This window comes from Arthrobacter sp. YC-RL1 (assembly GCF_001454985.1).
In the GTDB taxonomy this organism is placed as follows: Bacteria; Actinomycetota; Actinomycetes; order Actinomycetales; family Micrococcaceae; genus Glutamicibacter; species Glutamicibacter soli.
Genome location: NZ_CP013297.1, coordinates 2,659,538 through 2,672,809, shown reverse-complemented (window position 1 = coordinate 2,672,809; position 13,272 = coordinate 2,659,538). Strand labels below are relative to the sequence as shown.

The 13,272-nt window shown below is 64.7% G+C and carries 12 protein-coding genes; 6 read left to right on the top strand and 6 right to left on the bottom strand.

Annotation, left to right across the window (positions count from 1 at the left end):
- The first annotated feature begins 59 nt into the window (after positions 1-59).
- From recN to ATC04_RS12380, 5 genes are all read left to right on the top strand, one after another.
- A complete protein-coding gene (recN, locus tag ATC04_RS12400; RefSeq protein WP_047118653.1) occupies positions 60-1,814 on the top strand; it encodes a DNA repair protein RecN in 1,755 nt (584 codons plus the stop codon).
- A gap of 107 nt (positions 1,815-1,921) precedes the next feature.
- Positions 1,922-3,604: a CTP synthase gene (locus ATC04_RS12395; RefSeq protein WP_047118654.1), complete on the top strand. Its 1,683-nt coding sequence runs from the start codon at positions 1,922-1,924 to the stop codon at positions 3,602-3,604.
- Positions 3,605-3,759: 155 nt separating this feature from the next.
- A complete protein-coding gene (locus ATC04_RS12390) occupies positions 3,760-4,422 on the top strand; it encodes an NUDIX hydrolase (protein WP_047118655.1) in 663 nt (220 codons plus the stop codon).
- 40 nt (positions 4,423-4,462) lie between these two features.
- Positions 4,463-5,362, top strand: a complete 900-nt coding sequence (gene xerD / locus ATC04_RS12385; protein WP_353580005.1) for a site-specific tyrosine recombinase XerD — start codon at positions 4,463-4,465, stop codon at positions 5,360-5,362.
- Between the two features lie 21 nt (positions 5,363-5,383).
- Positions 5,384-5,881, top strand: a complete 498-nt coding sequence (locus ATC04_RS12380; protein WP_047118657.1) for an NUDIX domain-containing protein — start codon at positions 5,384-5,386, stop codon at positions 5,879-5,881.
- On the opposite strand, the gene ATC04_RS12375 is transcribed toward ATC04_RS12380, so the two are convergent.
- The 6 genes from ATC04_RS12375 to ATC04_RS12350 all read right to left on the bottom strand — a co-directional run bounded on the left by ATC04_RS12375 (position 5,868) and on the right by ATC04_RS12350 (position 11,144).
- Positions 5,868-6,122, bottom strand: coding sequence for a helix-turn-helix transcriptional regulator (locus ATC04_RS12375; protein ID WP_047118658.1), 255 nt, complete (start codon positions 6,120-6,122; stop codon positions 5,868-5,870). The genes ATC04_RS12380 and ATC04_RS12375 overlap by 14 nt on opposite strands.
- On the bottom strand, positions 6,122-6,619 hold the full coding sequence (locus ATC04_RS12370) for a DUF2975 domain-containing protein (protein ID WP_047118659.1): 498 nt from the start codon (positions 6,617-6,619) through the stop codon (positions 6,122-6,124). Before ATC04_RS12370 ends, ATC04_RS12375 begins: the two co-directional genes overlap by 1 nt.
- A gap of 168 nt (positions 6,620-6,787) precedes the next feature.
- Positions 6,788-7,930 carry a bifunctional 2-methylcitrate synthase/citrate synthase gene (locus ATC04_RS12365; protein ID WP_047118660.1) on the bottom strand — a complete coding sequence of 381 codons (1,143 nt, stop codon included), beginning with the start codon at positions 7,928-7,930 and terminating at the stop codon, positions 6,788-6,790.
- Positions 7,931-8,042: 112 nt separating this feature from the next.
- Positions 8,043-8,972, bottom strand: a complete 930-nt coding sequence (prpB, locus tag ATC04_RS12360) for a methylisocitrate lyase (protein ID WP_047118661.1) — start codon at positions 8,970-8,972, stop codon at positions 8,043-8,045.
- Positions 8,973-8,974: 2 nt separating this feature from the next.
- Entirely contained in the window at positions 8,975-10,492 is a 1,518-nt protein-coding gene (locus tag ATC04_RS12355; RefSeq protein ID WP_047118662.1) for an MmgE/PrpD family protein, read from the bottom strand.
- Between the two features lie 7 nt (positions 10,493-10,499).
- Positions 10,500-11,144 carry a GntR family transcriptional regulator gene (locus tag ATC04_RS12350; RefSeq protein WP_047118663.1) on the bottom strand — a complete coding sequence of 215 codons (645 nt, stop codon included), beginning with the start codon at positions 11,142-11,144 and terminating at the stop codon, positions 10,500-10,502.
- A 187-nt stretch (positions 11,145-11,331) separates the two neighbouring features.
- Here ATC04_RS12350 and ATC04_RS12345 point away from each other — a divergent pair, with 187 nt between their 5' ends.
- Entirely contained in the window at positions 11,332-13,248 is a 1,917-nt protein-coding gene (locus ATC04_RS12345; RefSeq protein WP_047118664.1) for an AMP-binding protein, read from the top strand.
- The last annotated feature ends 24 nt before the right edge of the window (positions 13,249-13,272 follow it).

Here is a 13,272-nt window from a genome sequence, read left to right as displayed (position 1 = left end):
TAGAACACATATACTAATCGTGCACGTTTGAACTTGAACTCGACTTTCGGGAGCAGGCCATGATTCAGGAAATCTCGATCTCCAACCTGGGCGTCATCACCAATGCCACCCTGCCGCTCGGCCCCGGGCTGACGGTTGTCACCGGTGAAACCGGTGCAGGCAAGACGATGGTGATCACCGCGCTCTCGTTGCTGCTGGGACGCCGCGCAGATGCCGGCGCCGTGCGCACCGGGGCTGACCATGCCCTGGCGGAGGCCGTCATCCACTTGGACCCTGACCACCACGTGCTCGACGCGGCCGCCCAGGCCGGCGCCTTCATCGAACCGGCTGGCCAGTGCAGTGAACTGCTGCTCTCGCGGTCGCTGTCGGCGCAGGGGCGCTCACGGGCCACCGTAGGCGGGCGCAGCGCGCCTGTCGGCTTGCTGGCTGAACTGGGCCAGGAGCTTGTGGCCGTGCACGGCCAGTCCGACCAGATCCGCCTTAAGGAGCCCGGGGCCCAGCGTGACGCGCTCGACCGATTTGCCGGCAGCGGCGTAGCCCGTATCCTCGGCAGCTACCAGCGCAGCTACCGCCAATGGCGCGCAGCCACCAAGGAGCTGGCCTCGTTGACGCAGGATTCGCGCAACCGGGTGCGGGAGGCCGAGAACCTCCGCCTGGCACTGGATGAAATCGACTCGCTGGATCCGCAGCCCGGAGAAGACGACATGTTGCGCGAGCAGTCCATGAAGCTGGGCAATATCGAGTCCCTGCGCAACGCCAGCCTGCAGGCCCAGGCTGTCATCGACTCCGAGGACTTCGAGAGCCCTGGAATCACCACCCTTGTTGAAACAGCCAGGGGAGTGTTGGTCCAGGCGAGCGGGGACGACCCGGTGCTCTCCGGATTTGCTGAACGGGCCGCTGAACTCGGCATTCTGGCGTCGGAGCTTTCCAGCGATCTTGCCGGTTACGTGGCGGATCTGGACGAGGAAGGCCCCGAGCTGCTGGCGCAGGTCGAGGCGCGCCGCGCAGACCTGGGCAAGCTGTTGCGCAAATACGCACCCAGCATCGACGAAGTCATCGAGTGGGCGCAGACCGCTCGTAAACGCCTGGAATCTCTGGGAGGGGATGACTCGCGCATCGAAGTGCTCCAAGATGAGGTCGTCGCGCTGGAACAGAAGGTCGCGGCGCTAGCCTCCGACCTTTCCGACGCCCGCCGCAAGGCCGCCAAGAAGCTGTCGACCCGAGTTTCGGCGGAGTTGACCGCACTGGCCATGCCTGATGCCAAGCTCGTCATTGAGGTCAACGAACTCGAAGAACCGGGAGCCTTCGGCCAGGATTCGATTTCCATGCTGCTCGCGCCGCATGCCGGGGCTTCTGCGCGCCCGCTGGGCAAGGGCGCCAGCGGCGGCGAGCTCTCCCGCGTCATGCTGGCCATCGAAGTGGTGCTGGCGGCCGTGGATCCCGTGCCGACATTTGTCTTCGACGAGGTCGACCAAGGCGTCGGCGGCAAGGCGGCGGTCAGCATCGGCGAACGTTTGGCCATGCTGGCCCGTCATGTCCAGGTTATCGTCGTGACCCACCTGCCGCAGGTCGCCGCCTACGCCGACCGGCACATCCGTGTCATCAAGAATTCGGATGCTAAATCCAACGCTGGGGCCGGGTTCACCGCCAGCGACGTCGTCGCTCTCGATGAGCCAGCCCGCATCCGCGAGCTGGCGCGCATGCTTGCCGGGCAGGAAGAATCCGATACGGCGCAGGCGCATGCTGAAGAATTGCTGGCGGATGCGCAAAAATTAGTGTGTTCGCTCACCGCCAGCGAATCGAAGAAGCCTTGATTTTCAACGTCGGCGCGCAAATCTCGAAGCAAACTAGGGCTTCGCGAACCCGTGCACTACAGTGAGTGTGGATGCTTGGTAAAAGAATGGTGATAGGATGAAATCCCGTGGTGCAGCGTAATAATACTCGTGATTCTCGGTCGTCTGAAACGACAAAGCATATCTTCGTCACCGGCGGTGTGGCCTCCTCCCTGGGTAAGGGTTTGACGGCATCCAGCCTTGGACATCTTCTTCGAGCTCGTGGTCTTTCTGTGACCATGCAGAAGCTCGATCCGTACCTGAACGTCGATCCAGGTACCATGAACCCCTTCCAGCACGGTGAAGTCTTCGTTACCGACGACGGCGCCGAAACCGATCTGGATATCGGACACTACGAGCGTTTCCTGGATGAGAACCTACCGGGCAGCGCCAACGTGACCACCGGACAGGTTTACTCCACCGTCCTCGAACGCGAACGCCGCGGCGAGTACCTTGGCGACACCGTCCAGGTCATCCCTCACATCACCGACGAGATCAAGCGCCGTATGCGCTTGGCCGCCACCGAACCGGGTGAAGGCAAGTCGGCTCCCGACGTCATCATCACCGAAATCGGCGGCACCGTTGGCGATATCGAGTCCCAGCCATTCCTGGAGGCAGCACGCCAGGTACGCCAGGACATCGGCCGAAAGAACGCGTTCTTCGTCCATGTTTCCCTGGTTCCGTACATCGGCCCAAGCCAGGAACTGAAGACCAAGCCTACTCAGCACTCGGTCGCAGCCCTGCGCTCGATCGGCATTCAGCCTGACTCGCTGGTCATCCGATCGGATCGCGAGATCCCGGACGAGATGCGCGCCAAACTCGGCCGCACCTGCGACGTGGATACCGAAGCGGTTATCAACTGCGCCGATGCCCCGAGCATCTACGACATTCCGAAGGTCATCCACGCCCAGGGCCTGGACGCCTACATTGTGCAGACCCTTGACCTGAAGTTCCGTGATGTGGACTGGGAAGACTGGGACCGCCTGCTGGACGTGGTGCACAATCCGAAGACCGAACTGACCATCGCGCTGGTCGGCAAGTACATCGACCTGCCGGACGCCTACCTGTCCGTCACCGAAGCACTGAAGGCTGGCGGCTTCGCCAATCAGGCCAAGGTCAACATCCGTTGGGTCCCATCCGACGAATGCGCCACCGAAGCCGGTGCCAAGAAGGCGTTGGCCGGCGCGGAGGCGATCTGCGTCCCGGGCGGCTTCGGCATCCGCGGCCTTGAAGGCAAGCTCGGCGCACTGAAGTTCGCCCGCGAGAACAAGCTGCCTACTCTGGGCCTATGCCTTGGCCTGCAGTCCATGGTGATCGAGTACGCTCGCAACATGGCTGGTTTGCCGGAGGCTTCCTCAACCGAATTCGATCCAGCATCCTCGACCCCGGTCATCGCGACCATGGAAGAGCAGCTGGACATCGTCGAGGGCAAGGGCGACCTGGGCGGCACCATGCGTCTTGGCCTATACGACGCGAAGCTGCTGGAAGGCTCCGTCGTCGCCGAGACCTACGGCAAGACCGAGGTCGCAGAGCGCCACCGCCACCGCTACGAGGTCAACAATGCCTACCGCGCGCAGCTGGAGGAAGCAGGTCTGGTCTTCTCCGGAACTTCGCCGGACAACAGCCTGGTCGAGTACGTGGAACTGCCGAAGGACGTTCATCCTTACTACGTTTCCACCCAGGCCCACCCTGAGCTCTCCAGCCGCCCAACCCGCCCGCACCCGCTGTTCGCTGGTCTGGTGGAAGCGGCAATCGCTCAGCGCGACGTCTAAACAGCCACACTTCAGCCGCTGACGGCGCCTCGCAGGCAGCGTCAGAGCTGAAGCCATACGCGCCGGTCATCGTGACCGGCGCGTATGCATTTAAGCTGGACATGGAGCCAGCCGAATTTTCGGACCCGCCGTCTAGTACAGGAGAACCAAGTTTCATGAGCAAGGACCACAACGTGCAGAGCCAGCAGATCTCGGACGAACTTTCCCCGCGCACACTGGTCGCCCGCGAAACCGTGTACGAAGGCCGGATCTGGAATGTGCTGCATGATTCCGTGGAGCTGTCCGACGAAGGCGCCGTCATCGAACGCGACTACATCAAGCACCCCGGAGCGGTCACCGTGCTGGTGATCGACGAGAGCGAACGTGTGCTCATGGTCAACCAGTACCGGCACCCGGTGGGGATGCGTTTGTGGGAGCTGCCAGCCGGTCTGCTGGACATCGCGGGGGAGCCGCCACTGGACGCCGCCAAGCGCGAGCTGTGGGAAGAAGCCGACCGCACCGCGCAGCAGTGGTCGATCCTCACCGACGTGTTTCTGAGCCCGGGCTCATCCTCCGAAGCCGTGCGCATCTATCTGGCCCGCGGAGTCGAGCTGGTCCCCGAAGACCATCGCCACATCCGTACCGACGAGGAAGCAGAAATGATCACCGAATGGGTGCCGCTGGACGAAGCCATCGCCCAGGTGCTAGCCGGAAAGATCCACAACCCGACGGCGGTCATCGGCCTGCTGGCGGCCAACGCGGCCCGCGCCACTGGCTATGCCACGCTGCGCGATGCCGAGGAGCCCTTCGACGTGCACCCGGGGCTTCGCAATCAGTAAGCCAGCCGAAACCGCTTTGGGCCCCTCGCTGGCCCCCGGTTTGCGCCGTTATCTGCAGCACCTGGCGATTGAACGCGGCTTGGCCGAGAACACGCTGTCCTCGTACCGGCGGGATTTGACCCGCTATCTTGAAACGCTGGAAGAGGCCGGCGTGGGAACTCCCGACGCCATCACCGAGGCGCACGTCAACGGGTACCTGCAGCAGCTGGCTCGTGGCGACGAGGTGCACCCACCGCTCGGCGCCCGCTCGGTGGCCCGCCATACCGTGGCGGTGCGGCAGCTGCACAAGTACTGGGAACTGGAAGGCATTTGCGCCCCTAATCCGGCGCGCGAGGTGCAGCCTCCCGCGGTGGGACAATCGCTGCCCAAGGCCATTTCCATCGCCGAGGTCACGAGCATCCTCGAGTCAATCGCGGTGGACACCCCGGCCGGGCTACGCGACCGCGCAATCCTTGAATTCCTGTACTCCACCGGGGCGCGCATTTCCGAAGTGGTCGCGCTGGACGTAGACGATCTGCATTTTTCCGATGACTCGGTCGTCAGGCTGTTCGGCAAGGGCTCCAAGGAACGAGTAGTCCCCGTGGGGGCCTATGCCCAGCGCGCGGTCAGCGACTACCTGGTCCGCGCCCGTCCCGGCTTGGCGGCCAGGGGCAAAGGCACTCCCGCTTTGTTCCTGAACCAGCGCGGCGGGCGGCTCTCCAGGCAGTCCGTCTGGATGATCCTGTCCAAGGCCGCGCAGCGGGCCGGTATCAGCACCGAAGTCTCGCCGCACACCTTGCGCCATTCATTCGCCACCCACCTGCTGGAGGGCGGTGCGGACGTGCGCGTGGTGCAGGAGCTGTTGGGACACGCATCGGTGACCACCACCCAGATCTACACCAAGGTCAGCGTCGATTCACTGCGCGAGGCCTATCAGCTGGCGCACCCGCGCGTGAACTAGAGTCCCAGCAGGAGAGCAATCATGAGCGCAAACAAGATCCATCCCCAGCCGGTGGTGCTGATGCTGGTCCTGCGTGGCCAGGGCGAGCGGCAGGAGGTGCTGCTGGGCCGCAAGCTCACCGGCTTCGGGGCCGGCAACATGGTGGCCCCCGGCGGAAAAATCGAGCCGGGGGAGCAGGCCGCGGCCGCCGCGATCCGGGAGCTGGAAGAGGAGACGGGGCTGCAAGTCACAGAAGGCGCCCCGGTCCACCGGGCCACGATCCTGTTCCGTTTTCCCGCACGGCCTGCCTCGGACATGGACTGCCAAGTCTTCCTGGCGACCAGCTACCAGGGTGAGCCGGTGGCCAGCGAGGAGCTGGAACCGCGCTGGTACCCGGTGGCCAACCTGCCGGTCGATCACATGTGGCAAGACGCGGAGCGCTGGCTTCCGCTCATCATCGGCGGCGAGATGTTCACCGCGACAGTAATCATGGCGCAGGACAACCTCGGCGTCGAGTCGGTGCAGATCAGCCCCTGGTAGCTGGCGTGGTGTCCTGCCCGGCTTCGGCTTGGGCGCTGTCGGGTTCGTAGACGAGCAGGTCCCCGGGCTGGCAGCCCAGGACCTCGCACAACGACTGCAAGGTCGTGAAGCGGACCGCCTTGGCCCGCCCGTTCTTCAATACCGCCAGATTGGCCGGAGTGATGCCGATGCGTTCTGCCAGCTCTCCGACCGCCATCTTCCGCCTGGCGAGCATGACGTCGATATCGACACGGATGCCCATCAGATGACACCGCCGAGCTCGGTGCGCAGGGCGGCGGCCTGCGCTTCGGTCTGCGTGGCCTGGATGAGCAGCTGGCGTAAGACGAACACGATCACCGAGATTCCGGCCAGCAGGATTCCGAAGCCGCCGATGAGCAAGACCATTCCCGGGGCGATATCCTCGCCGGGCGCCAGCAGGGCTGCAAGGGCGAAGGTGGCCAGCGATCCGGCGGCGATCGACCAGATGATCGGTCCGACGTATTTGGACGATGCCGGGTCGAACACCGTGCTGCGGGCCACGCGGGTGGCCAGCTTCCAGACGCAGACCGAGCAGATCTCGATGACGATCCCGGCCAGGACCAAGTACGCGAGCAGCGCGACCGCGGGCACGTCCGGAGCTCCGGGGCGCGACACCTCGTTCACCGCGATCATCGGCACCATGACCAATTGGACAAAAAGCGTCCCAGCCAGGACCACAGCCAAAATCCCCCTGAGTGCCACAATGCTGAATCGGCTCACAGTTCACCTTACTTATCGTTTAACAGATGGTATCTATCGTTAAACGATAACTCCTGATCGATATTCAGGCAATCCCGTTCGGAGGCGCTCGCCCGTGGGGACGTGCGGCGGACACAAAAAACCACCGGCCCGGACGCGAGGTCCGGGCCGGCGGCAAGGCGCTACTATTTACAGTGCGCGCTGCTCCGGGCCGTTGTAGGCAGAGAGCGGGCGGATCAGGGCGTTCGAGGCGCGCTGCTCCATGATGTGTGCGGTCCAGCCGGTGATGCGCGCCGCGATGAAGATCGGGGTGAACATCTCGGTGTCGAAGCCCATCAGGTGGTAGGTCGGGCCTGCCGGGTAGTCCAGATTCGGCTTGATGGCTTTGGCCTCGTCCATGGCAGCTTCCAGGCCGTCGTAGAGGCCCAGCATTTCGTGGCGGCCGTAGTGCTCGATCATGCGATCCAGTGCGGCCTTCATGGTCGGAACGCGGGAGTCGCCGTGCTTGTAGACGCGGTGGCCGAAGCCCATGACCTTCTTCTTGGCTGCCAGGGCCTCTTCCATCCAGGCCTTGGCGCGCTTGGCGGCGTCCTCGCGGGACTCGTCCTTGTCGATGCCGATCTCGGTGAAGGTGTGCATGACGGCCTCGTTGGCGCCGCCGTGCAGCGGGCCCTTCAGGGCGCCGATGGCGCCGGTGACTGCCGAGTGCAGGTCCGACAGGGTCGAGGTGATCACGCGAGCGGTGAAGGTCGACGCGTTGAACGAGTGCTCCGCGTACAGCACCATGGAGACGCGGAAAGCGTCGACAACCTCAGGCGCTGCTTCTTCGCCGAAGGTCATCCACAGGAAGTTGGCTGCGTAATCCAGATCGTCGCGCGGCGGAACGACGTCCAGGCCGCGGCGGCGGCGCTGGTCGTAGGCCACGACAGCAGGGAAGGCGGCGAACAGCTCCTTGGACTTCAGTAGCTCGGCTTCGACGGAGGAGTTCTCCGACTGCGAGTGGTTGGCGCCGATCACGGAGACCGCGGTGCGGCCCACGTCCATCGGGTGGCAGTCGGCCGGCAACAGGTCGATGGCGGCCTTGACGGCCGGATCCAGCGTGCGGTTGGCGCGCTCGAAGGCGGTGAATTCGGTCAGTTCGCTCTGGGACGGCAGTTCGCCGTTCCACAGCAGCAGGGCAACCTCTTCGAAGGACTTGGATGCTGCAAGGTCCTGTACCGGGTAGCCGCGGTAGAGCAGGGAGTTGGTCTCTGGGTTGACCTTGGATACGGCGGTGTAGTCGACGACGACTCCAGCCAGACCCTTCTTGATGTCTTCGGTGCTCGTGCTCATGGTCGTACTCCTCCTGAATTGTCTTTCAAGACTTTTAGGCCGGTAGCGCGGGCCGTCGAAGAATTCAGACGGCCCGCGCAACCGGACGCTGCCACAGTGCGGTGGCTCCTGTTTAGAGATTCGCGCTGTTGGATTCGATGTCCAGGGTTGGGACCTGGAAGTTGAAGATTCCGGTGTCGAACCGGTTGTAGGCTTCGTAGTCCACCAGCTCGTACAGACGTGACCTGGTTAACATGTTATCCACTTCGCGCTGCTGGGTGCCGTCTTCGCTGATCGCGTCCAGCACCCGCTCCGCCGCGCCCATGGCGCTGCGCAGCAGGGTGACCGGGTAGATGATCAGCGCGACGCCGGCATCTGCCAGTTCCTGGCGGTTGAACAGCTCGGACTTGCCGAACTCGGTCATGTTGGCCAGCACCGGCACGTCCACTGCATTGCAGATCGCCTCAAACTCGGCCACGTTCTTCATGGCCTCCGGGAAGATCGCGTCCGCGCCGGCATCCACCATGGCCTTGGCGCGGTCCACGGCCGAAGCCAGGCCCTCGACCGCACGGATGTCCGTGCGGGCCATGATCAGGAAGTTCTCGTCGATGCGTGCGTCGGCGGCGGCAGCGATGCGCTTGAGCATCGTTTCGGTATCCACCACGTTCTTGCCATCCAGGTGCCCGCAGCGCTTCGGGTTGAACTGGTCCTCGATGTGGCAACCGGCCAGGCCGGCGTATTCCAGCTCCTGGATGGTGCGGGCCACGTTCATCGGCTCGCCGAAGCCGGTGTCGGCGTCAACGATCGACGGGAGGTCGGTCATGCGGGCGATCTGCCCGGCGCGGGTGGCGACCTCGGTCAGCGAGGTCAGGCCGATGTCCGGCAGGCCCAGGTCATTGGCCAGCACCGCACCGGAGATGTAGACGCCGTCGAAGTTCTTCTCGCTGATCAGCTTGGCCGAGAGCGGGTTGAAGGCTCCGGGGAACTGGCGGGCAGCTCCCGGGGTCAGCATTTCGCGCAGCGCTACGCGCTTCGCGGCTGGGGTCTTGGTTGAGTACAACATGATTAGAACAGTCCCTTAGGTGCGGTTTCCAGGTTGATGACACCGTCGGCGGCCTGGATGTTCAGCTGGTCCAGCTCGCCGGCTGCAAGGTTCTCCAGGTTCTCGGCGGCGGCGATGAAGCGGTTGATCTCCGCCTCGTCGACCAGGCCCTCGGCCAGGGTGCGGAACTTGTTGATGTACTGCTCGCGGGCGAACGGACGTGCGCCCAGCGGGTGCGCGTCGGCGACGGCGATCTCATCGGTGATCACGGTACCGTCGTTCAGGGTGATTTCCACCGAACCGCCGAAGGCCTTCTCTGCGATGTCCAGCGAGTGGTAGCGGCGGGTCCACTCGGCGTCTTCCTCGGTGGTCACCTTGTTCCACAGCTCAACGGTGTCGGCGCGGCCGGCACGCTCAGGGGAGTAGGAATCCACGTGGTGCCATGCGCCGTCCTGCAGTGCAACGGTGAAGATGTACGGGATCGAGTGGTCCAGGGTCTCGCGCGAAGCGGTCGGATCGTACTTCTGCGGGTCGTTGGCGCCGGAGCCGATGACGTAGTGGGTATGGTGGCTGGTCTTGATCAGCACCGACTTCACGTTCTTCGGGTCCGCGGCTTCCGGGTGCTCGCCGTGCAGCTTGCGGGCCAGGTCGATCCAGGCCTGCGCCTGGTACTCGGCCGAGTGCTCCTTGGTGTAGGTGTCGAGGATGGCGCGCTTGGCTTCGCCGGCCTCAGGCAGCGGAACCTCGTAGGCTGCGTCCGGCCCGTCCAGCATCCAGGCGATGACGCCGTCTTCGCCTTCGTAGATCGGCACTGGGGAGGTCTGGCCGCGCATGGCGCGGTCGGCTGCCTCAACTGCCATCTTGCCGGCGAAGGCCGGGGCATGGGCCTTCCAGGTGGAGATTTCGCCCTTGCGCGACTGGCGGGTGGCGGTGGTCGTGTGCAGGCCCTGGCCAACGGCCTGGAAGATTGTCTCGACGTCCAGGCCCAGCAGGGTGCCGATGCCGGCTGCGGCCGATGGGCCCAGGTGCGCCACGTGGTCGATCTTGTGCTTGTGCAGGCAGATGGCCTTGACCAGGTCGACCTGGATCTCGTAGCCGGTGGCGATGCCGCGGATCAGGTCCTTGCCCGAAGCGCCGGTGTGCTGCGCCACGGCCAGGATCGGCGGGATGTTGTCGCCCGGGTGGGAGTACTCGGCGGCCAGGAAGGTGTCATGGTAGTCGAGCTCGCGCACTGCCACGCCGTTGGCCCAGGCAGCCCACTCGGGGGAGACCTTCTCGGAGATGCCGAACACCGAGGCGCCCTGGCCGCCGGTGGACGGCGCGTGGGTCAGCGCCTGGGCGCGGGCCGCGACGATCGGGCCGCGGTTCAGCGACGCGATGGCCACCGAGGCGTTGTCGATGATGCGGTTGATGATCATCTCGGTGACTTCGCTGGTGACCTCGACCGGGTCGGCGGCGACGGTGGCGATCTTGTGGGCCAGCTGGTCTTCGCGGGCCAGGTTTTCCTCGGAGCGGTATACGCGTACTGGGTGGTTGATCATGGAGATGCTACCTTTCGGATCCAACTGTGTATGTCTTGATGTGTGTAAAAGATTTGTGGAGGTGAACGGTGGTGGCGGCCGCCGCCACCTCTGCGTTCCCCTCGGCAATCGCCCAGGCGATGGCCGCGTGTTCGCGGGCCGAGTCGCGCAGCCTGTCGGGATTGTCCTTGGCCAGCCGGCGCACCCGTTGCAGATGCACGCGCAGGGTGCGCAGCGCGGTGGCCAGGTACGGGTTGTTGGCCGCGTCGTCGACCATCTCGTCGAGTCGGGCGACCAGCTGGTAGTAGTCGTCGCGGGCCCCGGAGAGATCCGCCAGATGCACCGACCGGTCGAAATCCTCGGCCAGGGATGCGAACTGAGCACGGTTTTCCGACAAGGCGGCCTGCCTGGCGCTGGTGATTTCCAGTGCGCGGCGCAGCACGAAGAGATCTTCCAGATGGTCTTCGCTGACCTCTGAAACCACCACTCCGCGGCCCCGCTGAGGAACCGCCAATCCGTCGGCCACCAATCGGGCCAGGGCTTCGCGTACCGGAGTGCGGGAAACACCTAGTCGTTCCGACTGTTCAACCTCGGCAAGTACGGTTCCAGGGTGCAAGCGCCACTCGACGATGTCGGTGCGCAGGCTTTCGTAGACCTTGTCACTTGCTCTCATGCTTCGAGTGTATACACAAACCGAGTCAAATGGGGCAAAGCTCGGAAAATATTTTAGAAAAGTACGAAATATGTATACACGGATGTTGTGATTGTGTGACTGTAGTCATAGGCTTATGTATACGAGGACGAGTCCAGATATTTAACAGGATGCCGGGCAGCGACGCCCGACGCCGGAGGAGAACACCATGGCGCAGACCTACCGCCAGGCCTTTGATCACGCGAGCACTGATCCGGAGACATTCTGGCTTGAGGCCGCCAAGGATATCCAATGGGATACGGTGCCGACATCAGCCGTCGATGCTTCGCGCAAGCCGCTGTACAGCTGGTTCCCCGACGGCATGCTGAACCTGTCGGTCAATGCGCTGGATCGCCACGTGGCCGCCGGACGTGGCGACCAGGCCGCATTGATCTACGATTCGGCCATGCTCGGGACAGTCCAGACCTATACCTATGCGCAGCTGCTGCGCGAGGTCGAGATCTTCGCCGGCGTGCTGCTCGCACGCGGAGTCAAGACCGGGGACCGCGTGCTGATCTACATGCCGATGGTTCCGCAGGCCCTGGTCTCCATGCTTGCCTGCGCCCGCATCGGCGCGGTGCACTCGGTGGTCTTCGGCGGCTTCGCCCCCAAGGAACTGGCAGCGCGCATCACCGACTGCGCGCCGGTGGCCATCGTGGCAGCGACCGGCGGCATCGAGCCTTCGCGCCGCATCGAGTACCTGCCGGCCGTCGCCGAGGCGCTGAGCCTCGCCGAGCCTGCGGTCAAGGACGTCATCGTCGCGCACCGCGACGGCTTCGCCCACTCGATCGAGGAATACCACGGCAAGCCGATCAACGGGCAGGACATCAACTGGCTTGACTGGGACCAGCTGGCTGAAACCGCGCAGCCTGCCGCGCCGGTCTCGGTGCCGTCCACCCACCCGCTGTACGTGCTGTACACCTCCGGAACCACCGGCGCCCCCAAGGGCGTGGTGCGCGACACGGGCGGCTACGCCACCGCGCTGCAGTTCTCCATGAACGCCATCTACGACGTGCACCCGGGGGACACCATGTTCACCGCCTCGGACGTGGGCTGGGTCGTGGGACACTCCTACATCGTCTACGCGCCGCTGATCGCCGGCGCCACCACGGTGCTCTACGAGGGCAAGCCGGTGGGCACCCCGGATGCCGGCGTGTTCGGCCGCATCATCGCAGACCACAAGGTCACCACCATGTTCACCGCCCCGACCGCGCTGCGCGCGGTGCGCAAGGCGGATCCGACCGGCGGGTTGATGACCTCCCACGACCTGTCCAGCCTGCGGGCGCTGTTCGTGGCCGGCGAACGCCTTGACCCGGACACCTACCACTTCACCTCCGAGCTGCTGAACATCCCGGTGGTGGACAACTGGTGGCAGACCGAAACCGGCTGGCCGATCGCCTCCAACCCGCTGGGCCTGGAACAGCTTCCCGCCAAGGCCGGCAGCCCCACCACCCCGGTGCCGGGCTTCGACGTGCAGATCCGCGACGCCCTGGGCGATGAGGTGCCCACCGGCGAGGAAGGCAACATCGTGGTTCGCCTGCCGCTGCCTCCGGGCGCCCTGGTCACCCTGTGGGGCGACGACCAGCGTTTCATCGACACCTACCTGAGCCAGCTGGAAGGCTACTACCTCACCGGCGACTCGGGTTTCCTGGACGAGGACGGCTACCTGTTCGTAATGGGCCGCACCGACGACGTGATCAACGTGTCGGGCCACCGGCTGTCCACCGGCGCCATGGAGCAGGTGCTCTCCAGCCACCCGGCCGTGGCCGAATGCGCGGTCATCGGCCTGGCCGACGCGCTCAAGGGCCAGCGGGCCAGCGGCTACGTGGTGCTCAAGTCCGGCGTCGAAGCCGACGAGGAAGCGCTGAAGAAGGAAATCGTGGCCCTGGTGCGCCAGCACATCGGCCCGGTGGCCGACTTCCGCGAGGTCACCGTGGTCGCCGCGCTGCCCAAGACCCGCTCGGGCAAGATCCTGCGCAAGACCATGCGCCAGATTGCCGACGGTAAGGAATACACCGTGCCTTCGACCATCGAGGACACCGCGGTGCTCGATGACCTGATGCCGCTGCTGCGTCCGGAAGCCTAGAGCCCGGCGACCCCGAAGCACCCG